The 25,600-nt window shown below is 38.7% G+C and carries 18 protein-coding genes; all 18 read left to right on the forward strand.

The features are described 5' to 3' along the window. The first annotated feature begins 9 nt into the window (after positions 1-9). A complete protein-coding gene (locus tag C4H12_RS06845; RefSeq protein ID WP_106098253.1) occupies positions 10-933 on the forward strand; it encodes a hypothetical protein in 924 nt (307 codons plus the stop codon). A gap of 33 nt (positions 934-966) precedes the next feature. Then, the gene (locus C4H12_RS06850) at positions 967-1,854 is read left to right on the forward strand and encodes a TssN family type VI secretion system protein (protein ID WP_106098254.1); all 888 of its coding nucleotides are present in this window, start codon (positions 967-969) and stop codon (positions 1,852-1,854) included. Between the two features lie 21 nt (positions 1,855-1,875). Next, positions 1,876-3,027: a hypothetical protein gene (locus C4H12_RS06855; protein WP_106098255.1), complete on the forward strand. Its 1,152-nt coding sequence runs from the start codon at positions 1,876-1,878 to the stop codon at positions 3,025-3,027. 127 nt (positions 3,028-3,154) lie between these two features. Beyond that, entirely contained in the window at positions 3,155-3,670 is a 516-nt protein-coding gene (locus C4H12_RS06860; protein ID WP_106098256.1) for a hypothetical protein, read from the forward strand. 5 nt (positions 3,671-3,675) lie between these two features. Further along, complete coding sequence (gene tssO / locus C4H12_RS06865; protein WP_106098257.1) at positions 3,676-4,113, forward strand: type VI secretion system TssO; 438 nt, start codon at positions 3,676-3,678, stop codon at positions 4,111-4,113. Between the two features lie 12 nt (positions 4,114-4,125). Further along, positions 4,126-5,055 carry a PKD domain-containing protein gene (locus C4H12_RS06870; RefSeq protein ID WP_106098258.1) on the forward strand — a complete coding sequence of 310 codons (930 nt, stop codon included), beginning with the start codon at positions 4,126-4,128 and terminating at the stop codon, positions 5,053-5,055. Between the two features lie 52 nt (positions 5,056-5,107). Then, a complete protein-coding gene (gene tssR / locus C4H12_RS06875; RefSeq protein WP_129588213.1) occupies positions 5,108-7,351 on the forward strand; it encodes a type VI secretion system protein TssR domain-containing protein in 2,244 nt (747 codons plus the stop codon). 79 nt (positions 7,352-7,430) lie between these two features. Further along, a complete protein-coding gene (locus C4H12_RS06880; RefSeq protein WP_106098260.1) occupies positions 7,431-12,026 on the forward strand; it encodes a DUF6531 domain-containing protein in 4,596 nt (1,531 codons plus the stop codon). 14 nt (positions 12,027-12,040) lie between these two features. After that, positions 12,041-13,099, forward strand: a complete 1,059-nt coding sequence (locus tag C4H12_RS06885; RefSeq protein ID WP_106098261.1) for a hypothetical protein — start codon at positions 12,041-12,043, stop codon at positions 13,097-13,099. Positions 13,100-13,413: 314 nt separating this feature from the next. Beyond that, the gene (locus C4H12_RS06890) at positions 13,414-14,238 is read left to right on the forward strand and encodes an RHS repeat domain-containing protein (protein WP_164997594.1); all 825 of its coding nucleotides are present in this window, start codon (positions 13,414-13,416) and stop codon (positions 14,236-14,238) included. Positions 14,239-14,249: 11 nt separating this feature from the next. Further along, positions 14,250-14,822, forward strand: coding sequence for a hypothetical protein (locus tag C4H12_RS06895; RefSeq protein ID WP_106098263.1), 573 nt, complete (start codon positions 14,250-14,252; stop codon positions 14,820-14,822). 258 nt (positions 14,823-15,080) lie between these two features. Next, a complete protein-coding gene (locus C4H12_RS06900) occupies positions 15,081-15,551 on the forward strand; it encodes a hypothetical protein (RefSeq protein WP_106098264.1) in 471 nt (156 codons plus the stop codon). A gap of 2 nt (positions 15,552-15,553) precedes the next feature. Further along, complete coding sequence (locus C4H12_RS06905; protein WP_106098265.1) at positions 15,554-16,930, forward strand: DUF5458 family protein; 1,377 nt, start codon at positions 15,554-15,556, stop codon at positions 16,928-16,930. 356 nt (positions 16,931-17,286) lie between these two features. Then, positions 17,287-17,685 carry a type VI secretion system tube protein TssD gene (gene tssD, locus C4H12_RS06910; protein ID WP_106098266.1) on the forward strand — a complete coding sequence of 133 codons (399 nt, stop codon included), beginning with the start codon at positions 17,287-17,289 and terminating at the stop codon, positions 17,683-17,685. Positions 17,686-17,803: 118 nt separating this feature from the next. Then, the gene (locus C4H12_RS06915; protein ID WP_106098267.1) at positions 17,804-19,564 is read left to right on the forward strand and encodes a type VI secretion system Vgr family protein; all 1,761 of its coding nucleotides are present in this window, start codon (positions 17,804-17,806) and stop codon (positions 19,562-19,564) included. Position 19,565: 1 nt separating this feature from the next. Continuing rightward, positions 19,566-20,882 (forward strand): tetratricopeptide repeat protein, encoded by a 1,317-nt coding sequence (locus tag C4H12_RS06920; RefSeq protein WP_106098268.1) that lies wholly within the window; start codon positions 19,566-19,568, stop codon positions 20,880-20,882. 38 nt (positions 20,883-20,920) lie between these two features. Then, positions 20,921-21,181: an immunity 17 family protein gene (locus tag C4H12_RS06925; RefSeq protein WP_106098269.1), complete on the forward strand. Its 261-nt coding sequence runs from the start codon at positions 20,921-20,923 to the stop codon at positions 21,179-21,181. 7 nt (positions 21,182-21,188) lie between these two features. Continuing rightward, a complete protein-coding gene (locus C4H12_RS06930; protein WP_106098270.1) occupies positions 21,189-25,598 on the forward strand; it encodes a DUF6531 domain-containing protein in 4,410 nt (1,469 codons plus the stop codon). Positions 25,599-25,600: the final 2 nt, after the last annotated feature.

The following is a 25,600-nucleotide window of genomic DNA, read 5'->3' on the forward strand; positions in this document are numbered from 1 at the left end:
TTTTTAAGAATGTTAGAAGACAAGTACAACATATCAGAACTAAAGCAAAGTGAAGCTGCTGATTTTATCGCAGAGGTATTCTATGATGAGCTTAAATTCATCTTAGGAGAGGAGCTTGACACCCTACTCAAACTAAAGCTATACGGTATGAACGCTCGTGTACACTCAAAGGATGTGCTCAATATCTCTACTGATTACCAAGCTACCCGATTGGGATATAGGGAATTTTTGGTCTTACACCTCAGCAGGAACAGTATGTACCACCAGTTGCCAGAAGCACTCTTTCATCCTTTGGTAGTCAGCCGCCCTTCAATGAGCAATAGAGAGATTGTAGAGGCGGTACGCAAGAATCGCAAACGGGAGAAAAACAATCTGTATTTCTTTTCTGCTTTTGATACACAGCTGTTTAAAGAACGCGCACATATTTTCAGCAGACATTTAAACCTGCTTACTGATGATAAAGCCAAAGAGAATTTTTTAAATATTGCTAAACAGTTGTTAAATGTAGGGCTTACCATTCCTAAAAAGAAGTTAGAGATACTATTTTTGGAGCTATGCCATAGTGAGCAACTCAAAGAAAATCTCCCTGTTATTGAGCGTCTGTTAGAGCTTGTATTAGAACTACCTCTAAAACTCTGTTACATACCTAAAAAGTTCGAAAAACTGCCTTTTATCCCATTAGGTGAGGCGCGTATAGGCGTGAATTTCGGTTTAGATGGTAGTATGGAGAGTGAAATAGAAGATGTAAAAATAACCTTATTTTTAAGTAAAGCAATAGATTATGAACTATATACTCAGCATACAGACAATATCAGAAAAATACTCAGTTTTTTGCTATTGGCAGCAAGAGAAGTTATTTTCTCTTATGAGAAACAACAAAAGATAGATTTAGTAATAGGAAAAGGACATTTGGGGTTGGATACTTTTCTGTGATTTTGTAAATAGAGATAAGAAAATTAAGAAGATATGGAAGCGTTAATTTCATTTTTTGTAAAATACTTACTTGTACCGCTCTTGGCAGTGGTAATGCTTTTTGTGGTTAATAAATTAGCAGGTATAAAAAAGAAGATACAGGTTAAAAAAGTCATCATCTTTGTGCTTATTGTGGTGCTTATCTTAACGCTACCTTCACTTTTTGCACTGCTCAAAAATGAGTTTGTGTGGGGTGGTTTGGTACTTAGTATCATCTCCTACCTCATCTTAGGAATAGGTTTGGTGTACTATGTAAAGAGCAGTTATTACGCTAAAACACTGGGTTTTGAAGATGATTTACAAGATAAGGCAATTTTCTTTTTAGTGCTGTGTATTGCAATGTTAGTCTCAGGTTGGGCCTATTACCTCTTCTTTAACTTGTTAAGCACGCTTCCTTATGCAAGCACTGCAATGTTTATTGTCCTGTGGTTTGTAATGCCTTTGCTATACGTAATAGCAAGGGATTACTATCTAAAATTTGCTCCTGTTTTTCGTACTCCTTGGGTGGTTAAGTCTGATGCTACGGATAGTTCTTATTGGGAGCGTGTAGATACCTTTAACCTTATACAAGTTACTGTTCGCATCAAGAAAACCCCTGATGCTGAGAATTATTCTTCTTATGTTGTAAAGTTACCTATGGAAGTTCCGATAGGAAAATGGTTTGATCGTTTTATTGAAGACCAGAATGTACGCTTTCCAGAAAGTCCTATACTCACCAAAGATGAAGACGAGGATATTGGCTGGGTATTTTACACTCCTAAGTGGTTTACTATACCACTTTTTGTAAGGTTTTTAGATCCAGAGAATGAGGCTTATGACAATAGGATTAAGAACCGACAGATAATTTATATCCGTAGGGTGAAATTAGAAAAAGGTATTTAATACATAAAAAATATAATAAAAATGAAGAAAATACAGTATTTGCCAGTGAATTGGGAAGATGGGATGAAAATCACTCAAAAAGATTTTTGTGATGATTATTTCCATACCATTGAACTTATAAAAGATTACAACGCTACCAATCAGAATAGTTTTGAGTACGGCTTATTAGAGCCTATTGATACCAATAATGGCAATTTGGATTTAGAATTTTCAAACGAATCTAATACACTGAGAGTAACACTCAAATCGTGCCATCTTATTACTAAATTGGGTTATCGTATTTTGTTTTACGATGAACTCTATGGAGCCGAACAGCGCCCTTTTGCTATTGTAAATCTTGCCGATGTAGACGCTAACACAGAAGGTTTTTTTATCATTCTCTCTGTTAATCCTTATGAGGGGATACCTGTAGGAGTCCCGAATCCTGAAGAAGTACCCTTACATCACCCTTATATTCTACCAAAAATAAAATTAGAAATCATTCCTTATCAGCAAATAAATACGAGTTTTCTTGATAACTATTTTTTAGTGGTAGGGGAAATACACCTTAAGGAAAAGATTTTAGCAGAAAATAAGACTTACATACCAGCAGTGAAAAAAGTAGCTTATCATACTGAGACTGAAAAATTCAGGGCGGATCTCTGTAAGACTATTGGTGATATTAACAAAAATGCTATTGGAATTATAAAGAAGAACAAGGGTAATGAACGCACCAATCACTTAGGGACAAACACTTGTTTATTATGCCAAAATAGCAATGATTTTTACACTCAAAATAGCTTCTTCTTTAACAATATAGCCTCTGAATATCCTCCAATTGCTCTTGTAGAGCGAATAACGCATTGGGCACATCAACTCTCTATTTCTATAAACCTTATGGAAGATAGAGCACAAGAAGAACTATTGCAGTATTACTACGAATGGATAGATGTAAAACCCTCTGAGTTTACAGCTACTATAGAGAATGTTATTAATCTGCACTATAATCATATGAATATAGCTCCCACTTTAAACACACTCCAACTATTCATCTCAATGATACATAAACTGTTTGAAAAGATGAGTGGTTTAGAATACATTGGGCAAAGAAGAGACAATATTGTAGTGAGCCAAGAATTACCTACTCAAAAGGAAAAAGGTAAAAATAGTTCTATATGGTCTATGTTTGATTAATATATTGATAAATAGCATTCTAATTGAATTAAGACAAAAAAAACTTACAACAAAATCAGTGCTATTTAGAAATTATTTTCTATTTTTGTACTCGATTTTTTAATCTTAAGGCACAACAGTTTATTCTATGAAATCAGTATCTCAAGAGGTAAGAGCTAAAAATATTAGAGATTTCTCTATTTCGTTCACTATGCTGATAGTGATGTTCTTTCTGTGCTGTTACATTACCATATCCATAGCTGAGGAGGGAATTAACTTGTTAGAGGAAAAGAGGAATAAGTATGAACAAGTTTTCAAACAGCAAGCAGAGCTTAATTTTATGTTGGATGACTTAAACAAAAAACTCTTTGCTTTGCGCAGTAAAAAACGTAATGCTGGTGAGCACAAGCAGCTACAAAAGATCATCTCAGAGGCACGAGAGGAATTGGAAAAAGATATTGACACCACTAAGGTAGGAAATGAACACTATACCATCTATAGCCAACTGCTCTCTCAAGTGAGAGAAATACAAACTGTAATGGATCTCTATGAAATAGAGGACAACAAAAGGTCTTACTATATAGAGCAGTTAGAGAAATGCAAGCAGATTTATCAAGACCTGAGCCGTCAGAGAAGTAGTAATAACAAAGCAACAGGAAAATAATAACTATGAATGAAACATTTTGGAAGAAAATACGCTTTGCAATGATATTCGTACTCTTGGCTTCACTCCTACTTTTGGTGTTAGTCAAACTCATACGACCTATTCCTTTTATTGAAGGCAATGAGGTAATGAAGGAGATTCAAAACTCAGAGAAAATCCTCAAAGAGCAGAAAGAATACACTCACAAGGTGCGTATACTTTGCGATACTATTAAAGGAATTGACTTTCAAATCAATCAGCAACAGCGTTTAGAGGAGATAAAAAGAGAAATACAATCCCTTGAAGATGTTTACAAGGAAAACAAAGATGCAAAGTACATTTTTGGTCTGCAATCGGCAAGGGTACTGAGAATTTATTTTGAAGCGCGAGAATCATTCAATAAAATTCAGACAAACAACAAAAAACTCAAAAGCAACTTAGATGAGTGTAAAGCCAATATTTAACATATAAATACGATGAATCAAAAGACCGCTATTATCGTTGGAGGTTCCCTATTGTTGATTTTACTCATTTTAGGGTATGTTTTCTTCACTCCTTCCTCAAAATCAGAGAATTTGGATTTCTATATCTTTGACTCCAATAACAACAATCACTATGAAGTAGGAGAACCTTTAGAGTTTACCATAAGTGACAGCACTATGGTAAAAAACCATCAGATTGTCTGGAAGTTCGGCAACGGTGATATGGCAAAGGGCAAAAATAGTGTAAAATACGACTATAAATCTGCTGGCAAATACCTCATCACTTTAGAGGTTGGCAAAAACAATAAAGTCTCTAAGTATATCAAGGTTATCCCTACTGAACAAAAACAGGCTTTGGACTCTATTCCTCGCCTTTTAGGTCCTGATATTGGTTATGTAGGGGAAGAACTCGTTTTCTACGCTGAGGGTCCAGGAGCTAAGATTTGGTATTGGGAGTTTGGAGAATCAGGCACGGTAGACGCCTACGAACAGCAAACCGTATATGCTTACTCTGAGCCAGGTACCTATAAAGTAAAACTCTCCACTAACACCACTGCCTTTCCTATCTTTCACGAAATAGAAATTTTGCCCCAATTTGAAAAAGTAAATGACCTTATCACTGTTGATTCATTGGCTTTGGCAGAAGATGATATAAAGAAACACCTACAAAGTATTGCCAACACAGAGGTGGGCGACAGAAATAACTTTTATAAACAACTCAATTATATCAAACAACGCTATATATGCCATGACCTCAGTGAAGTAGTTGTGGTTATCAATCAGAATAAGTACAACGACCTGTATAGTTATTGTCAAGGATTGCACTACCTTGAAGCTAAGAAAAAACAGAAAGTAAATATCACCAAAGTGGAAATAGACACTTTCAACTGTGTAAAGCGGATTAATGTATCACAAACGGAGTAGAATAATGCGTTACAATAAAACTACATACCTTCTGATTTTAATAGGTGCTTTTTTGATCACATCAGAGGCTTTTTCTCAAATTGCTAAATACCAAAAGATAGAAAAGACGGGAGCTTATAATTTCAATTACGTAGCCCCTGAGAGACGCTGGAAAAAAGACAAGGATGTTTTTGTAGTCTACTCTGATAGGAATGATAATAAGGCGTATACCAATGCTTATTTTCAAAAGAAGCTCAGCAGTCAAAAACTACTCACTCCTTACTTTGTAATAGGTCGTAAGAATGGCTGCTTTGAACTTGTCAAGGCTGACTCTTCAAAGGTAGGTAAGCCCAAAGGGTTCTTTTCGCCTCTTATGGGGCGCAAACGCCATTTTAAGGATGCTAAATCTGTGGAATATATCGGTTGGATACCAGTGCAGCAACTCTTATTACACCACTCTGCTTTTACAGATTTTAGCAATAACAAGCCCATTAAATACAAAGTTGGTGTCAGTAGCCCAGAGGGATTACTTGAAAAGCAACTCTATTTTGCAAATGATTCGCTGTGGCTCTTTAAAGACCCTACCCTAAAGGGAAAGAGTAAGCAAAAAATCAAAATAAATGAAACTGTATATGCTTTTAAATACAGTCAAAACAAGGAAGCGGTACTTATCTCCAATAAACCTATAGTAAGAGATACGATCTCTCAACTGATAGGCTGGGTCTCTGCAAAGGCTATTAGCCCTGTAGGACAAGGCAAAGTATACAAACTTGTCAATGACTATCAGCATACCATCTCATCGGATGAGTGTGATTCTCTTTCTTTGGGAAAGCAAACAGTGCGGTCAAATTACGTATATAACACTTCCAACAGCCTTATAGGGCATCAGAAAACGAATCCCCTAAGTGTGCCTTTCTACGTATGGGATCACACCAAGGGTAAACTCATCAATGTAAAAGGAGATTATTTTCCTATTACTGAAATTGCACGAATGGATAAAGAAAGAAAAAAAATAAACTTTCATTTTTTCTTTGATGCAGAAGATGTACAGCGCGTAAAACCACTGCTCAACGCCCTACAAAACACTTGGCTTTCTCTCTCAGAAATGAAGGATATAACTCCTACCTTCTCTGCGGTTTGCATAGGGAAGAACACCTCTTATAGTCTGCTTAAAACCACTTCTTTTGAAGAGTGGCTTTACTTTATTGAAAACCCTACAAAAACTATTAGTGGCACTACTACACAGTCAAAAACAGACCTTGCAGAAGCACTATTAAAGACCTTACCTAACTACGGTCCCAATAGTTTTGAGAGTAACTTTTATATTATTGTGGGCACCAATGAGCTACATAAGATAAGCGAACAAAATCCTCTACTCTCTAAGATGGCGCAAAACTCAGCCATTGTTTTATTTGCTCAGATAGAAAACAACCCTGATGGTGCTTCTCAGAACTTTTTGTTATATGCCAAAGAAATTCTCTCTAAGATTGGCAAATATCGCACAGCACATTTAGAGAACTATATAGTAGATAACCAGCTGATAACAGAGGATAATAGCCTCAAAAACATTGCAGATGAACAGATGAACATCTATGTGTATGATGCCCCTAAAAATAGCTTGTTTAACGGTGGACTTGTCTTTCCTCAACTCTACCAGCGATTAACACCAGCGGCACTCAATACAGCTATGGATTCTATTTTAGTGCATAGCAAACTCACCCAAGAGAAACTTATCACTTCATTGGAGAATTACAAAAATAACTTAGGAGTGATTTACTCTGAACCCTCAGTAGCTGCTAAATGCTTTTTAAAGGGAGATAGAACTAAACTCTCTCAGATTAAGAAAGACAATATCAATGAGATATTCTTTGATCGCTTTCAGACAGATAAAAACCTTTATTTAGACGCAGGTTTAGAACTTACCAAAGAGGAAATCACCGACCTTATTGACAATTACAGAAGTTTGCTACCTGATTTTAACGAGCTTAATAGTACAAACAAAAAGCTACTCAAACGACTTTATATGCAGCAAATACGCAATATCAATCGCATTTACAATCGCAAGGTGATTCGCAGAGGGGCTCCTTTATCAGAACTCTTCTCGCGAAAGACAAGTATCTTTGTAAATGACGCAAAGGAATTTAATAGCTACAATAGTAACGAAGTGAATACTAAAAAAGCACAGAAGCAAGGTTTTGATACTTTCTATCACAAACTCATTGATAAAGTGAATCAACTTGAAAAGCTATTCTTAGAAAATAAGATAGAAAAGACAGAGAATAACACCTATTTCCTACCTAATAAGTTGCTGTTATAGCAAATAAAATGAGCTATTTTTTTGTATAATCAGAAAATAATTAGTACTTTTGCCTCGTAAATCACCTTAATAAAGTACTATGTCCGACACCTCACACAGTTTTTTCGATAACTTCAGCGACCACTTGCAATCCACTCTTGGACAGCAGGCGCAGGGGCTTTCCCAGCTGAAGATAGAGAATGCCAAGATGAACTCCAATAAGAACCTTAGTGGAGAGACCAAGACTGTGGCAAATGTGTTGGACGCTGTGGATGCGGGAGTGCAGGCTTTTGGGCTGGTAACAGGAGCAGTGGACGGGGTGGTAGAATCTGCCTTGGTAACTGCCCTTAGCGGTTTAGGACTCAAAGGAATGGCGTGTCTGCCTGTGGCAATACAGCTAAGCCCTGTGCTGGGTATAGACATCCACTTTGTCAATATACCCCCATCACCCGCCCCTGTGCCGATGCCTCATCCCTATATGGGTATCCTCTTGCGTCCTAAGGACTTTCTCTCGGCGGCAATCTTGTCGCTTATTCCTCCCCCACCAGAAGCACCTGATGTTGAAGACCCTGACAACCCCACAGAGGCGGAGCAACAAGCCTTAAACCTCAATAAAGCAGTGAACTTAGCCCATACCCTGCTCACGATGAAGCTGGGCAATCTGGGGGCATCCGTGCTCATCGGAGGGCTACCGCGTGTGGTGGCAGGTACCCCAACGATAAATATCCCTCACGTTCCTATGGGAGCAGGCTTTCACGCTGTGGCAGCAGGCATTCAAAAGAACAAAGGACACGCCTATATGGGTAGCCTCAACGTGCTGGCAGATGGCGACCCGCTCTCGGGTGGCGGTGCACACTTGCATATGAACTGCTGTGATGTAGGCATCCCCTCTCCCCATACCGCTGGACAAGTAGCCAAACACAAGGAAGTACCTACAGGAATTCCTGTGTATTTGCCCACAGGAGTGATTAACCCCATACCAATGAGCAAACAGGTGCTTACCAACCCCGTGCCTATCCCTCTTAACCCTATCTCTTTTTTTAGTGGGAAGATAAAATCCTCTTTTGGGCGTTTGTTTAAGAAAGCAAAGAAAAAACTCTCAGATAAACTTCACGGGATAGTCAATAAGCATATCCAATCTGATAAACTCAAAGACAGACTACATACGGCTATCTGTACCGTTACAGGGCACCCTGTGGACGTGGCAGATGGCACTTTCTTTACTGATGAGGAAGACTTCTTCCTCTCAGGGGTAATTCCCTTCTCGTGGCAGCGTATCTATTACAGCCAAAGCGACTATCGCGGTCCTTTGGGCTATGGCTGGCATCACAGTTATGATATGGCTATCGTGGTAGACGAGCACAGCCTCACTTTTAGAATGAGTGATGGTCGCCCTATTGCCTTTGTGCTGCCCACTGCCGACCACCCTGTGCTTAATATCGCTGAGCAAATGGAAGCGCGTTGCACCGCTGAGGGAGAGTACTATATCTGGAACCGCAAAGAAGACCTATATTACTACTTTACCAAAGAAAAATACAAACAACAACAACTGCTAAGCCGTATTGTAGACAACAACGATTTTAGCATTGACTTCTTCTACAACCGCAGTGGGCATCTTGAAAAGATCATCGATAGCTGCAAGCGTACCCTGCGGATTGAAAACGATAGCAAGGGGCATATCACCAAAATTATCGCCCCTCACCCTGAGTACCAAAGCAAACCAGAAGATAATGCACTGACAGTCGCTATTTATGAGTACGATACTGAGGGCAACCTTATCAAAGAGACCAACGCTGCGGGCGATAGTATGCACTTTGAGTACGACAATCACCTGCTCACCAAAGAGGTATGGCGTACAGGGCTTACGTGGCACTTTGTTTATGATGGTAATAAGACGGGTGCGCGCTGCGTGCATACGTGGGGTGATAAAGACCTCTACAACCACCGCCTGACTTTCTTAGAGGGAAAAACCATCGTTACCAACAGCTTAGGACACGACACCACCTATTATCACAAAGGCGGGCTGGTATACAAGCAGGTAGATGCTGAGGGAGGCGAACAGCATTGGCGTTACGATGCCAACAATCAGCTCATCGCCTATACCGACCAATTAGGCAGTACCTACTTTTACGACTATGACGAGCGCGGCAATACGCTAAGGGCAACCGACCCCGAGGGTGGTAATACCCAAACCGAATACCCGCACCCAATACTGCCATTAGGGCACTTACCTACGAAGTTTAAAGACTTAAACGGAGGGGTATGGCGTTGGAAGTACGACAAGCACGGGAATGTCATTACCCGCATCAATCCCGAGGGGGCTATTACCACAATGGAATACCAAGAGGGACTTTTGAAGACCATCACCGATCCGCTGGGCAATACCACCTCCCTCAAATACGATAGCGAGCACAACATCACAGAGGTGAGCGACAACAGAGGCAACCGCAGTTATTTTGAGTATGATAAATGGGGGCGATGCACCGCTATTACCAACCCCAAAGGAGTGAAGCAAGAGCGAACCTTTGACGCGCTTAATAGGGTCATTCGGGTAAAGGACTTTGACGGCAATGAAATCAAACTCGCTTACGACCCTATTGACAACCTGACCTACTACCGCGACAATATCAACGAGGTAAGCTACAGCTACAAGGGGATGTGGAAGCTCGGCAAGCGTACCGACTACAGAGGTACGATGAAGTTCGACTACAACACTGAAGAACAGCTCACAGCTATCTTCAATGAAAAGAGAGAGCGGCATTACTTTGAACTTGACAAGGTAGGGAATGTTATTGAGGAAACGAACTTTGCTGAAAAGCTAAGACGCTACAAACGCGACCTTGCAGGTAGGGTTATTGAAGAAACGCTGCCCAGTGGCAAACAAAGAGCTTATAACTACGACAAAGTAGGGCGTGTAACCAAAGTGGAGATGGTCTCAGGGATGCGCGGCAGCGATGAGGAGCTATCGCAGTTCTTTGAGTACTACCCCTCAGGAAAACTCGCCCGTGCAGTGAATATCAACAGTGAGCTTAAATTCTCTTACAACAACTTAGGACTGCTCACCAAGGAATACTGCAATGGGGAGCAAATCACCCATAGTTATAACAACTTAGGGCAGCGCATCAGCACTGAGAGTAGCAAGGGAGCGAACTTGCAATACGAGCACGACAGCTTTGGACAGCTCAGCAGGATGAGCGTAGAGCAAGAGGGCGTGCAATGGGAGAGTACCCACCAGTACGACAGCTTAGGTTTTGAGTTGGAACGCCACCTGCCAGGGAAGATACGACAGACCTTTAAGTATGATGATATAGGCAGGCTTATAGACCAACAGACACTCACCGACTACAAGATACGCCACCAACGGCGTTATACTTGGGGCGTGGGCAATCGCCTGCAACAAACTAACGACAGTAAGTTTGGAACTACCCATTACAACTACGACCTTGTGGGACACCTTCAGCACGCTACCTTTGGCGACCACACCCAGCAATGGCGCAAGAGCGATAAGACAGGCAACCTCTTCAATACAGAAGACAGGCAAGGAATAGAATACGGGAAAGGCAATCGCTTAAAGAAATGGCACGGCTGGACGTTTAAATACGATGACGATGGCAAACTTATAGAGAAGTACAAAGGTGGCGGGGGTTGGTTTAGTGCTAAGGAGGAGTGTTGGCAGTATAAGTGGGATGCTTTTGGAATGCTCAAGGAGGTAAAACGTCCTGACAAGCAAAAAGTAACCTTTACCTACGATGCTCTTGGCAGACGCCTTACCAAGCATTTTAGCCGCACCACCACCCACTTTTTGTGGAGTGGCAATGTGCCCTTGCACGAATGGAAAGAAACCTTTGAGTTCAATTATAGCACGGGCTTATATGATTTAGGTACTGAGCACAGTCCCATCACTTGGATTTTTGAAGCAGGCTCTTTTGTGCCTTGTGGAAAAATCACCAACGGCAAACATTACTCCATCATCACCGACCACTTAGGTACCCCCATAGAAGCCTACAACCAAGAAGGCGAACTGATATGGGAACGCGAACAAGACCTCTATGGCAACTCCCGACAAGGTTTTGCAAAAGAAAACTTCAGATGCCCCTTCAAATATCAAGGACAGTATTACGACCCTGAAATAGAACTCTGCTACAACCGATTTAGGTATTATCACCCTGAAACGGGTAGGTATATAAGTGAAGACCCGATAAGATTCTTATCTGGTGAGGCTAACTTCTTTGCTTATGTAAGTGATACCAATGCGTGGTTGGATGTGCTGGGGTTAATAATTTTGCAGCAAGTCCCATATGACAACCATCCTTTATCTGATAGGGTAGAAGATTTTAGAAGAAAAAATCCTGATATTTCAGGAGGAAGAAATGTTGCTATAGCTGAATTAAATAATGGAGATATCATTATAACTCACTCTGATAAACATGGGCATTCTGAAAAATATTTATTAGAGGAATTAGAAAAAAGAAATGCTTTAAATGATGTAAGGCATCTTTATACAGAATTGGAGCCATGTTCTGGTCATGGAATGCCTAATTGTTATGGTAAATTAGATGATAAATTACCTAAAGATCAAATTGTAATGTTTAGTTATCCTTATCCTATATCAGACAAAACTCAAGAGAACAAAAAAGCACGACGTGATAATGTAAGGGAGAAAAGTAAAAAAGCAAATCAATATCGTAACTCATAATTATTTATTTTAAAATGAAGTGTGAAAAAATAGAATTAGGAATTACAGATATTACTAAAGCAAAATTCCTTAATGAACATCTCGTTGCCAATATTAATAACAATACTATTACTATTTTAGATGTTATTGAAGCTAAAGTAATAAAAACTATTAGGGACTTACCTTTTCAATATATATCTGATATATTGTTAGTAGATAATAAACTCTATATAGTAGGTATGGGTATCGATTTTCTAATTTACAATTTAGAAACAAATCAATATTCTAAAATAGTTTTATCTCATACAAATAAAATAGAAGGATCTGCAATTTTAATACTAAATGATTACTTTCTGATAGCAGATGATATTTCTGAAACTATCAAAATATATAATAAACATTTTAGTTATGTTTATCATTTTAGAGTAGGATATGGTGTTAAACAACTCTATTTTGACAGAGAACTTAATCTCCTTATTATTTGTATTTGTGAATCAGAAGATACAGGTTTTCTATTATTTTATAAAGTTGAAGGAATAAATATTATTCCATACAATATACAAATAAAAACTTTTTTTGCCATAAGTGGAATCATAATAGATAAAACATCTGATAAACTTATTATTTATGGAGGGTATCCACCGCTTAATATCCAAATACATAAGTACTCTAACTTAGAGTTTAATAAAGAATTAGTGTTAAATGAAGATTACACTAATGATGTCTTTGGTGTTAATATAAGTGAATCATTCAATATAACTTGTTGCTTATTTGGTAATAATTATCTTCTTTATCCATATAGTGGAGGAGAAGTAATGCTAATCGACTTAATAAATAATACAGTAAAATCTATTTATAACAAAGATGAAATCTATATTTTCTCGTATATAGTTGATAATAAAATTCTTTGTATTTCAAGAGAGGGAGTAGCTACCTATATAAATTGTTATTTAGAAAAATCTTTGAATAAAAATATTGAAAATACAATAAATAAAGGATTTCCATTTCCTCAAGTAGTTGAGGAAAAATCATTCACTTTTAGATATAGCATTGAACCTGAAGAGAATTACATATATTTAAAAAGAATATCATAAAACACCTATTATAAAATCACATTTTAAAGACTATTCTATCTGATGTATATTACTTTGTCTAAAAACGACCAAATATTAAGAGTTATCCATAACTAATATTGGCCTTTCTTATTTTATAGGTAAATAGATGTTTAATTAGTAAAGCTGTCTTGTTTATAAAAATGGTTAAATTGCTTATCTTAACGACTTCGGAGTTCTGCATTCTGCGCTCCCTTGCGCACAAGTAGTTTTGAGCTGCTTAAAAGGTTTTCAGCTGCTCAAAACACACCAAGCATTTTAGCCGCACCACTACTCACTTTTTGTGGAGTGGCAATGTGCCCTTGCACGAATGGAAAGAGACCTTTGAGCTCAATTACAGCACAGGCTTATATGATTTAGGTACTGAGCACAGCCCCACCACTTGGATTTTTGAAGCAGGCTCTTTTGTGCCCTGTGGAAAGATCACCAATGGCAAGCATTACTCCATCATCACCGACCACTTAGGTACGCCCATAGAAGCCTACAACCAAGAAGGTGAGCTGATATGGGAACGCGAACAAGACCTCTACGGCAACTCCCGTCAAGGCTTTGCCAAAGAAAACTTTAGATGTCCGTTCAAGTACCAAGGACAGTATTATGATCCTGAAATAGAACTCTGCTACAATAGGTTTAGGTATTATCACCCTGAAACGGGGAGGTATATAAGTGAAGACCCTATTGGGTTCTTATCTGGGGAGCCGAATTTCTTTGCTTACGTAAGTGATACGAATGCGTGGTTAGATGTGTTGGGGTTGGTAGCACCAAATAATAATGGAATTAGTGCTCAACATGGAAATTCCGCACATAATGCTTTTATAGATGATATAGTAAAAGATCTAAAGTCAGATCCAACGGTAGATCAAAGTTCTGTAAGAAAAAATCAAGAACAAGTAGATTTTAATGGAAATAAAGTTGGTTCTAATAGGCCAGATTTACAATATAATGATATTTTTGGTAATCACTATAATATAGAAGTTGATACAACTGATAATGGGCGGCTTAATCATTCAAGTGTCATACCAGTAAATGATCCCAATGCAAGAAATACTTTTTGGCTTATTGATATGAATGGAAATGTAAGACAAGACTCTTCTGGGCATGGAAGTTATTCAAAAATTTAAAAACTAATAATATGGAAATAAATAAATTAGATAGTTTTTATATAACAATTATTAACTCACCTTTAGAAGATATTTTAAATTTTATAAAAAATGATGATTTTACAAAAAATCGTGAATTTAAATATAAGACAATTAATATAGATAATTTTTTTAAAAATAATATAAGTTTAAATCCTACATCTAAGCTCCTTATTTTTGAATCTATAACTTTTTTAGGTAAAAGTATAGCTCTTGGTGGTTGGATTACATTAATAAATTATTTTTGTAAAAAACAAAATAAAGATAATTATTTTATAGAATTTAATACAGATAAATCTCCTATACAAAGAAATTGTTTTTTTAAATTTGAAAAAGATGATCATAGTAGAATTATACAAAATATTATTAATGAAAAGGAAAAATGGGAATTTTTCTCTAAAGGAAAACCTTTAAAATTTGAAAAAACAGAATATTATAGGCGAAAAGAAATTAAAAATCGTTTGAATAAAGATATTTTAATAGAATATAGTAAAAATATTGGGTTCGATTTACTTGATGAATTATCATTCGTAACAAATAAAAAATCTATTTTTATAGAATATTAGATGGAGATTACATAAATGTCAGAAATAGCTTCAACTGAGGTAGTAATAAAGAAAAATAGACAGCTTAAACATTAAGGATAATTTGTTGTAACACTACCAACATCTTATCATTTAACAGACTAATCACAAAAAAATATCAACCATAACCCTCTAACAATCAGTAAATAACAAAATACTCCGCAAAATATTTTAAAAATAATTTTGTGGAATAGAAGAATTATAGTATTTTTGCAGCTAAACAATTAAAAGCAAAAATCTATGGCGTTATACAACTATGGTATCGGTGGTAATGAGGTAGAAGTCGATGCAAATGAATCTATTGCAGACATTCCCTCAAACAGAACCCTTATGGTTCAGAAGCTCACAGATGAAGCTCCTGTAACTCCTGAGACAGTAGAAGGTTTGCAGACAGTAGAAGAAGTGTTTGAGCACTTCAGACCCTCTGTGGAATTAGAACTCCAAGATGAAGAAGGTAATGAGATCAAAGAGAAAGTTGAGTTTAAGAACCTTGCTGACTTTGGAGCCAAATCACTTCAAGAAGGCAGTGAACTTATGAACCGCCTAAATACAGAAAAAGAGCAGAACATTAAAATTGCTAAACAAGCAGCCTCTAATAAATTGTTAGCTAAAATATTAGCTAACCCAGAGAGTAAAGAAGCTCTTATGAAGGTATTAGAAGGGTCGTTAGAAGAATTAGAAAAGTCTGAAGGCAATAATAAAATAGGATAATTATGGCAGATAATAAGTTACAAGCACAGAGAAGCACTGCTACCACAACCGTAGTAAAACAAGAAACCGCCACCTCAGCATCTGCTTTAGATGCTCTCAAAGAGTTTGGAGGTTTTGCTTTTTTAGAGAACCTCATTGATGGTTACTCAAACCTTAATCCCGCCAGAAAGGCACGCCGTAATATATTTCTTACTGATGAACAATGGTCATCAGAGAGAAAAAACCTTATCAATAGATTAAGTGTTTGGTTAGACCTGCTTAAGAACAGTAATAATGTAGAGCAAATGCGAGATATAGCCAATAACAAGGCTGAACAGATAGAACAGTTGCTAAACTTTAACCTTAAAAAGTCACTTGAAAGAGTAAAAGAATTAGAACGGTCTTACCGTTCAGTAGCACTGTTCTACAAGAATACAGAAAGTCCTAAAGTAAAGAATATATCTATTGTAAATGCCGATATAAGCCAGCTTAAGGATTTGGATAACACCCTATTTATTGACCATATCAGCAGTGAGTTAGATAGAAATTACGATCGTTTGGACTTGCGTAATAACTATTCTATCTTGGTAGTGCCAGGTTATTTGGGTTCTAACGCAGTTTTGGACAAATGGTCAAAGATAGCCTATAAGAATAAAGCGATGTTGGTTACTGACTTTGCAGACTTAGAAAGTGCCGATGATGTGATTGATATATTCTTCAATGCGAACCACTCAGGAGGAGATGTATACAAGTCAAACACACTAATGACCTGCAATTGGCTTTTAGGAAGAGATAAGAATGTAAAAGTAGGAGAAGAAGAAAGCCTATATGTGCCAGGCTCATCAGCTTTGGCAGGGAAGATTTACAACACCCTAATGGCACAGGTGGTAGCTGGTAAAAAATTTGGTAGTATCAATGAGGTAGAGAGTGTACGTTTTGATTTAAAGAAGAGTGAAATCTCAGAATTAGAAAGAGTTGGATTGATACCGATGGTCAATGAGTTCAGCAAGGTAATGGCATTCTCAGGAAAGACGTTATTCAATGGTGATAATTTAGGCTTACAGACCTATTCAGTGGTGAGGGTATTTGACTATATTGCCAAAGTACTGATAGACTTCTTAAACCGTAGAGCATTTGAGAACTTTTCTTCAAAGACAGAGGATGATTTGCGTAGACAGATTGTAAAGTTCCTTGATAGCATACAGGGACCAACAAGGCTGATAGAGAAGTTCAAGGTGATTCGTATCCAGCAGGATAAAAAACAGAAAGACAGAGTATGGTTGGATATTCATATTACTCCTTACTTCCCATCAAAGAGTTTTGTGATACAATTAGAAGGTCGCAAGGGAGAGGGAGAAGAAGAGGCAGTTTGGGAAAGTCAGTACCAACAGCAAGAATAACCTTAGAGAGTGTAGATATAACTAAGTAAGATATAGAAAGGCTATCCAAAAATTTAAGTGGATAGCCTTTTTAGGTTTTATTTAACATTTAGTAATAATTTGAAAATCAGTGTTTTGTAAAATATTTTAGCAGAAAGAGTGAAAAACATTTGGTAGGTTCACAAAATAGTGCTAGCTTTGCGCCATAGACAATATTTTAGAATCTTTCTCTTTTTTCCAAAATAGAATAGTTGTCTACAAAAGGAGGAAGTATTTCAGGGTTTTGTCTGAGGAGACTTCGCTTCTTTTGGTATTATAGCGAATTAAGTCGAGTCTCTTTTTGGGATTTTTTTAATAACAATTAATTTAAATTGCGTATGGGATCTTTTAGAGCTTCATTCGAATTTTCTGGAAAAGAATACGATGTATTGTTTTCTAATTTTGAGTTTAGTAGAAATACAGACTCAAAGGGTAAGCCTTCTTCTAATGTATTAGGAGGCAGAGTGCGTTTAATCATAGAGTCAACAGAAGACACCGCTGTTGTTGAGTCTATGCTCAATGGACAATTCAAACCTGTTGAGGGTAAAATCGTCTTCAAAAAGACAGACGAGGATGCCAAGATGAAAGAGGTTGAGTTCAAGAACGCTTATGTTGTTAATTACAAAGAGACTTTGGATGTTAACAATGATGTACCGATGACCATTGATGTAACATTCTCTGCTGAAGAAATCATCATCGGAGATGCGTCATTAGACAATCGTTGGCCAAAGGCATAGTTGGATATTTTTGTCTCAACTATGGTAAAAGACAATGAGCTCTCGGGTGTATCTTTCATTCGAGAGCTTTTTTCAAAAATAGACGAACTAATACCTTAAAATATAAAAGTAATTTTTTATGATTTTAGATATATTTGACAGCAAACAGATCAGTATAGATGGTAAGTTTATTGATAGCTATAAAAAATTGAAACTTGAACAGACTATTAATGATCATCATAAATTCACACTTCATTTAGATAGTGGTGTATCTGATAAGCTCAATACAGATGCTATAAATAAGGCTAAGGAATGGTTAGGAAAAACAATTGTTATTAGCACTACAGGGAAGGATTTTGTAGGGGTTGTTACTGATATTTCTTTTGAAGACTCTTATAATGAGGATAAATATATAGTAGTAAAAGGCTTCTCTCCGACAATTCTATTAGAAGATGGTAACAAATCACAATCATGGTTAGGAAAAACGTTAGCGGATATTTTTAAGGCGCTTACTAATAATGGACGCTTAAATGTGAAAATAACCCCAGAGTATACAAGCTCTATAGAATATGAAGCTCAATATACAGAGAGCAATTTTCATTTTATACAACGCCTTTGTAAACAGTATTATGAATGGATGTTTTATGATGGAGAAACTCTTATGCTGGGTAAGCCTGAAAAGCCAGAGGCAAAACAATTACTGATAGGTATAGATATTTCTAAAATCAAGACACATATTACAACAGATGCAAGGAAATCAAAATCGACTTCATTTAGTTCCTCAAATAATAACACTTATTCAGCACAAAGTCCAGATAATGTATCAGGATTAAATGATTTAGGAGATTTTGCCTTTAAAACTTCGTTGCAGATTTATCCTGAAGGACACAATGAGTTTCCCTTAGCTCGTATTCCTGACCAATCAACATTAGACAAATTGATGAAGCGTAGACAACAGAGTATAGCTTCTCAAACACATTATATAGAGGTAACATCAACCTGTAAAGGACTGACTATAGGGAGTGTTATCGAAATAGCCTCAGCAGACCCTTTAAAAAGGGATAATATTGAAACCAAAGGGAAATATATTATAACAGAGATAAAACACGAAGTAGACTTTGATAAGTATTATCAAAATGAATTTAAAGCCTTGCCTGCTGAGATTGCTGTACTTCCTGAACCAGAAGTAGAAATGCCTATAGCACAAGTACAAATGGCAACAGTGGTGAGTAATGATGATCCTAAAAAGAAAGGCCGTGTACAAGTAAAGATGAATTGGCAGAGTGGGGATATGAAAACTTCGTGGATACGAGTAATGACCCCTGATGCAGGAAGCAGTGATTCAGTAAGTTCTAATAGAGGTATGGTGTTTATTCCTGAAAAAGGCGACCAAGTATTAGTAGGTTTTAGGCATAACAACCCTAATCGTCCCTTTGTATTAGGAAGCCTCTTCAATGGAAAAAGCGGTGGCGGCGGTGGTAGTGATAACAAAACAAAAAGTATCACAACTCGCAGTGGAAATACAGTATCTCTTAATGATGCTGATAAGAGCATAACAATATCAGACCCCAGTGGAAGTCAGGTTTTATTAGATGGAAAGGAGAATATTTTAATGTCCTCTAAGACTTCAATTAATTTGACGGTAGGTAGTAGCTCTATAACAATAAATAAGGAAGGGAAAATTACAATAGAAGGAGTTGAGATTGAAGTAAAAAGTTCTGGCTCTATAAGTAATACATCTCCTAAGGTCGCAATATCAGGAGGAGAAGAAGTCGCTATCAATGGTAAAAATTCTACAAACATTAATGGAGCAAGTGTTAATGTATCAGGAAATGCCACTACAAATGTAAGTTCTTCAGGAACGACTGTTATTGATGGTACTATTGTAAAAATAAACTAATATGGCAAGTAATCCTATTGAAAATAGTATAGAACAACTAACTGAGGACTGGTCATTAGCTGTTGAACAAGCTGATGTAAGACTTGTTAGAATTTTATCAGAATATGAAAACCAAAGTCTGATAGATACTTTTTTTGATTATCTTTTAGCGATAGATATAGAAAGTGATACTTTTGTATTCTGTAGTGAAACGGAATATACAGATACAAATGCTTTTTGTCACTCTATTGTCAAAGAAATAGAGGAAGAAGTACAGATTTGGAATACAGCAAATATCCCAGAGGATATACCTCATTCAGAAATCAATTGGAAAGCAGATCTTACAATTGAAGATCCTATAACACTATTGACACAGAACCTAAATAGTTTTAGTAGATACGTCTCACCAGATGAAAAGCAAAAAATATGTTTGGTCTTAAAGCAACCTGCTTTTACTAAAAAAGAGGCTACTGAGTTTTTTTCAGAGATTCTAAAACAAGATTTAGTGAGTAATTTGCGTTTTACGGTAGCAGATTATAAAGAGGGTACTTTGTATGATAAACTATCATCACAATATTCAACAGAGGTTAAAACCATCATTCCTTCAATGGATATAGCTGGTCTTGCAGAACAACTTGCATCGCAAGAAGTCAATGAAGGAAGTGCAGATAGCCTTTATAGAATGTATTTGATGCGTTTATTTAATAAGGCAAAAGCAAAAGATTCTGAGGGAATAATGCAAGAGGCTAAAAATTGTTTAGATATAATCAGCAAAGAAATTGAGAATGATGTCAATTGGATTTCACAAATAGTAACTGTTTATACCGTAATTTATGGTGATAAATTGCGTCTAAAAGATTATAAAGAGGCTTTATATTTCTCTGATAAAGCGGTTGAAGCAGCTACTTTATCTGAAGGAAAAATCGACCCTACATTGTCCTATCGTTTGATGGGGCAAACACTTACAGGAAATGGAGCAATTTTGTGTATCCAAAAACAATGGGAAAAAGCTGTTAAGGTATATGAACAAGCTACTAAGGCTTATGAAAGTTGTGGTGATTATTTAATGCAGTGTGAAACACTCCGACTCTCTGCTTGGGTAAAAGAACAAAACAATCAGAAAAGTGATGCTATAGATGATTATACAAAGGCATTTTATTTAGTAAATAAGATGACACCTGAGATAGCAAAACACTCAACATATCCTCTAATTGTTCAGAAGCTATTAGATAGTACTATTAGATTAGACAAGCTATCTGATAAGGAAATGGACAATGTATTGTCTCCAATTTTAGGAGAAGAATGGAGAAGTTATGTGAAAGAATACAGAAAGAACTAAGATATACTATATACTAAAAGATAGAAACATATTACGTTATGGAAAATCTAACACCAAAATTTTTTGAAAATCCAGCTACTATTTTCCTTATTGCAGCGATTGTACTTATTATCTTTGTAATAGGTATTATCTTAGATAAGGATTGGGCAGTTTTTATTATAAGAAAATCAGGATTTACCTTTTACATTGCCTCGTTAGGTAGAAATGCCGTGCGCCTCTATCAAGGGATTGGTTTTACCATAGGTGCTATTGCAGCTTTATTTCTATTTGCTTATTATTCAGGATATTTTAACAAATAACGCACCAATGGCAGAGACAGACCACAGTTTTTTCGATAACTTCAGCGACCACTTGCAATCCACTCTTGGACAGCAGGCGCAGGGGCTTTCCCAGCTGAAGATAGAGAATGCCAAGATGAACTCCAATAAGAACCTTAGTGGAGAGACCAAGACTGTGGCAAATGTGTTGGACGCTGTGGATGCAGGTGTGCAGGCTTTTGGGCTGGTAACAGGAGCTGTGGACGGGGTGGTAGAATCTGCCTTGGTAACTGCCCTTAGCGGTTTAGGACTTAAAGGAATGGCATGTCTGCCTGTGGCAATACAGCTAAGCCCTGTGCTGGGTATAGACATCCACTTTGTCAATATTCCGCCATCACCCGCCCCTGTGCCGATGCCTCATCCCTATATGGGTATCCTCTTGCGTCCTAAGGACTTTCTCTCGGCGGCAATCTTGTCGCTTATTCCTCCCCCACCAGAAGCACCTGATGTTGAAGACCCTGACAACCCCACAGAGGCGGAGCAACAAGCCTTAAACCTCAATAAAGCAGTGAACTTAGCCCATACCCTGCTCACGATGAAGCTGGGCAATCTGGGGGCATCCGTGCTCATCGGAGGGCTACCGCGTGTGGTGGCAGGTACCCCAACGATAAATATCCCTCACGTTCCTATGGGAGCAGGCTTTCACGCTGTGGCAGCAGGCATTCAAAAGAACAAAGGACACGCCTATATGGGTAGCCTCAACGTGCTGGCAGATGGCGACCCGCTCTCGGGTGGCGGTGCACACTTGCATATGAACTGCTGTGATGTAGGCATCCCCTCTCCCCATACCGCTGGACAAGTAGCCAAACACAAGGAAGTACCTACAGGAATTCCTGTGTATTTGCCCACAGGAGTGATTAACCCCATACCAATGAGCAAACAGGTGCTTACCAACCCCGTGCCTATCCCTCTTAACCCTATCTCTTTTTTTAGTGGGAAGATAAAATCCTCTTTTGGGCGTTTGTTTAAGAAAGCAAAGAAAAAACTCTCAGATAAACTTCACGGGATAGTCAATAAGCATATCCAATCTGATAAACTCAAAGACAGACTACATACGGCTATCTGTACCGTTACAGGGCACCCTGTGGACGTGGCAGATGGCACTTTCTTTACTGATGAGGAAGACTTCTTCCTCTCAGGGGTAATTCCCTTCTCGTGGCAGCGTATCTATTACAGCCAAAGCGACTATCGCGGTCCTTTGGGCTATGGCTGGCATCACAGTTATGATATGGCTATCGTGGTAGACGAGCACAGCCTCACTTTTAGAATGAGTGATGGTCGCCCTATTGCCTTTGTGCTGCCCACTGCCGACCACCCTGTGCTTAATATCGCTGAGCAAATGGAAGCGCGTTGCACCGCTGAGGGAGAGTACTATATCTGGAACCGCAAAGAAGACCTATATTACTACTTTACCAAAGAAAAATACAAACAACAACAACTGCTAAGCCGTATTGTAGACAACAACGATTTTAGCATTGACTTCTTCTACAACCGCAGTGGGCATCTTGAAAAGATCATCGATAGCTGCAAGCGTACCCTGCGGATTGAAAACGATAGCAAGGGGCATATCACCAAAATTATCGCCCCTCACCCTGAGTACCAAAGCAAACCAGAAGATAATGCACTGACAGTCGCTATTTATGAGTACGATACTGAGGGCAACCTTATCAAAGAGACCAACGCTGCGGGCGATAGTATGCACTTTGAGTACGACAATCACCTGCTCACCAAAGAGGTATGGCGTACAGGGCTTACGTGGCACTTTGTTTATGATGGTAATAAGACGGGTGCGCGCTGCGTGCATACGTGGGGTGATAAAGACCTCTACAACCACCGCCTGACTTTCTTAGAGGGAAAAACCATCGTTACCAACAGCTTAGGACACGACACCACCTATTATCACAAAGGCGGGCTGGTATACAAGCAGGTAGATGCTGAGGGAGGCGAACAGCATTGGCGTTACGATGCCAACAATCAGCTCATCGCCTATACCGACCAATTAGGCAGTACCTACTTTTACGACTATGACGAGCGCGGCAATACGCTAAGGGCAACCGACCCCGAGGGTGGTAATACCCAAACCGAATACCCGCACCCAATACTGCCATTAGGGCACTTACCTACGAAGTTTAAAGACTTAAACGGAGGGGTATGGCGTTGGAAGTACGACAAGCACGGGAATGTCATTACCCGCATCAATCCCGAGGGGGCTATTACCACAATGGAATACCAAGAGGGACTTTTGAAGACCATCACCGATCCGCTGGGCAATACCACCTCCCTCAAATACGATAGCGAGCACAACATCACAGAGGTGAGCGACAACAGAGGCAACCGCAGTTATTTTGAGTATGATAAATGGGGGCGATGCACCGCTATTACCAACCCCAAAGGAGCGAAGCAAGAGCGAACCTTTGACGCGCTTAATAGGGTCATTCGGGTAAAGGACTTTGACGGCAATGAAATCAAACTCGCTTACGACCCTATTGACAACCTGACCTACTACCGCGACAATATCAACGAGGTAAGCTACAGCTACAAGGGGATGTGGAAGCTCGGCAAGCGTACCGACTACAGAGGTACGATGAAGTTCGACTACAACACTGAAGAACAGCTCACAGCTATCTTCAATGAAAAGAGAGAGCGGCATTACTTTGAACTTGACAAGGTAGGGAATGTTATTGAGGAAACGAACTTTGCTGAAAAGCTAAGACGCTACAAACGCGACCTTGCAGGTAGGGTTATTGAAGAAACGCTGCCCAGTGGCAAACAAAGAGCTTATAACTACGACAAAGTAGGGCGTGTAACCAAAGTGGAGATGGTCTCAGGGATGCGCGGCAGCGATGAGGAGCTATCGCAGTTCTTTGAGTACTACCCCTCAGGAAAACTCGCCCGTGCAGTGAATATCAACAGTGAGCTTAAATTCTCTTACAACAACTTAGGACTGCTCACCAAGGAATACTGCAATGGGGAGCAAATCACCCATAGTTATAACAACTTAGGGCAGCGCATCAGCACTGAGAGTAGCAAGGGAGCGAACTTGCAATACGAGCACGACAGCTTTGGACAGCTCAGCAGGATGAGCGTAGAGCAAGAGGGCGTGCAATGGGAGAGTACCCACCAGTACGACAGCTTAGGTTTTGAGTTGGAACGCCACCTGCCAGGGAAGATACGACAGACCTTTAAGTATGATGATATAGGCAGGCTTATAGACCAACAGACACTCACCGACTACAAGATACGCCACCAACGGCGTTATACTTGGGGCGTGGGCAATCGCCTGCAACAAACTAACGACAGTAAGTTTGGAACTACCCATTACAACTACGACCTTGTGGGACACCTTCAGCACGCTACCTTTGGCGACCACACCCAGCAATGGCGCAAGAGCGATAAGACAGGCAACCTCTTCAATACAGAAGACAGGCAAGGAATAGAATACGGGAAAGGCAATCGCTTAAAGAAATGGCACGGCTGGACGTTTAAATACGATGACGATGGCAAACTTATAGAGAAGTACAAAGGTGGCGGGGGTTGGTTTAGTGCTAAGGAGGAGTGTTGGCAGTACAAGTGGGATGCTTTTGGAATGCTCAAGGAGGTAAAACGCCCTGACAAGCAAAAAGTAACCTTTACCTACGATGCTCTTGGCAGACGCCTTACCAAGCATTTTAGCCGCACCACCACCCACTTTTTGTGGAGTGGCAATGTGCCCTTGCACGAATGGAAAGAAACCTTTGAGTTCAATTATAGCACGGGCTTATATGATTTAGGTACTGAGCACAGTCCCATCACTTGGATTTTTGAAGCAGGCTCTTTTGTGCCTTGTGGAAAAATCACCAACGGCAAACATTACTCCATCATCACCGACCACTTAGGTACCCCCATAGAAGCCTACAACCAAGAAGGCGCGCTAATATGGGAACGCGAACAAGACCTCTATGGCAACTCCCGACAAGGTTTTGCAAAAGAAAACTTCAGGTGTCCATTCAAGTACCAAGGACAATATTACGATCCTGAGATAGAACTTTGCTACAATAGGTTTAGGTATTATCACCCTGAAACGGGTAGGTATATAAGTGAAGACCCGATAAGATTCTTATCTGGGGAGCCTAACTTTTTCGCGTATGTAAGTGATACCAATGCGTGGGTGGATGTGCTGGGATTGGGGGGGAGTATTTATGCAAACACTAGAGAAATGACTGATGAAGAAATAGCTCGTTTTTTTGGTGATGAAAAATGGCACAAAACTAATGCAAAATCAGATTATTTAGGAAATTTTAAGAAAGAAATGAAAGGAGATACTAATGCAGATTTTCACATAGATAAAGATACAAATGATATTTACTTAAAGACTAATCAAAAAAAAATATGGATAAACACAGGAGATAAATTAGAATAAAT

This window comes from Capnocytophaga sp. oral taxon 878, from assembly GCF_002999135.1.
In the GTDB taxonomy this organism is placed as follows: domain Bacteria; phylum Bacteroidota; class Bacteroidia; order Flavobacteriales; family Flavobacteriaceae; genus Capnocytophaga.

Excerpts from the sequence above, each read along its gene's own strand:
- C4H12_RS06870 (WP_106098258.1), top strand. The coding sequence starts at position 4,126 with ATGAATCAAAAGACCGCTATTATCGTTGGAGGTTCCCTATTGTTGATT.
- C4H12_RS06880 (WP_106098260.1), top strand. The coding sequence starts at position 7,431 with ATGTCCGACACCTCACACAGTTTTTTCGATAACTTCAGCGACCACTTG.
- C4H12_RS06885 (WP_106098261.1), top strand. The coding sequence starts at position 12,041 with ATGAAGTGTGAAAAAATAGAATTAGGAATTACAGATATTACTAAAGCA.
- C4H12_RS06925 (WP_106098269.1), top strand. The coding sequence starts at position 20,921 with ATGGAAAATCTAACACCAAAATTTTTTGAAAATCCAGCTACTATTTTC.
- C4H12_RS06860 (WP_106098256.1), top strand. The coding sequence starts at position 3,155 with ATGAAATCAGTATCTCAAGAGGTAAGAGCTAAAAATATTAGAGATTTC.
- C4H12_RS06930 (WP_106098270.1), top strand. The coding sequence starts at position 21,189 with ATGGCAGAGACAGACCACAGTTTTTTCGATAACTTCAGCGACCACTTG.
- C4H12_RS06845 (WP_106098253.1), top strand. The coding sequence starts at position 10 with ATGTTAGAAGACAAGTACAACATATCAGAACTAAAGCAAAGTGAAGCT.
- C4H12_RS06900 (WP_106098264.1), top strand. The coding sequence starts at position 15,081 with ATGGCGTTATACAACTATGGTATCGGTGGTAATGAGGTAGAAGTCGAT.
- C4H12_RS06920 (WP_106098268.1), top strand. The coding sequence starts at position 19,566 with ATGGCAAGTAATCCTATTGAAAATAGTATAGAACAACTAACTGAGGAC.
- C4H12_RS06905 (WP_106098265.1), top strand. The coding sequence starts at position 15,554 with ATGGCAGATAATAAGTTACAAGCACAGAGAAGCACTGCTACCACAACC.
- C4H12_RS06855 (WP_106098255.1), top strand. The coding sequence starts at position 1,876 with ATGAAGAAAATACAGTATTTGCCAGTGAATTGGGAAGATGGGATGAAA.
- tssO (WP_106098257.1), top strand. The coding sequence starts at position 3,676 with ATGAATGAAACATTTTGGAAGAAAATACGCTTTGCAATGATATTCGTA.
- tssD (WP_106098266.1), top strand. The coding sequence starts at position 17,287 with ATGGGATCTTTTAGAGCTTCATTCGAATTTTCTGGAAAAGAATACGAT.
- C4H12_RS06915 (WP_106098267.1), top strand. The coding sequence starts at position 17,804 with ATGATTTTAGATATATTTGACAGCAAACAGATCAGTATAGATGGTAAG.
- C4H12_RS06850 (WP_106098254.1), top strand. The coding sequence starts at position 967 with ATGGAAGCGTTAATTTCATTTTTTGTAAAATACTTACTTGTACCGCTC.
- C4H12_RS06895 (WP_106098263.1), top strand. The coding sequence starts at position 14,250 with ATGGAAATAAATAAATTAGATAGTTTTTATATAACAATTATTAACTCA.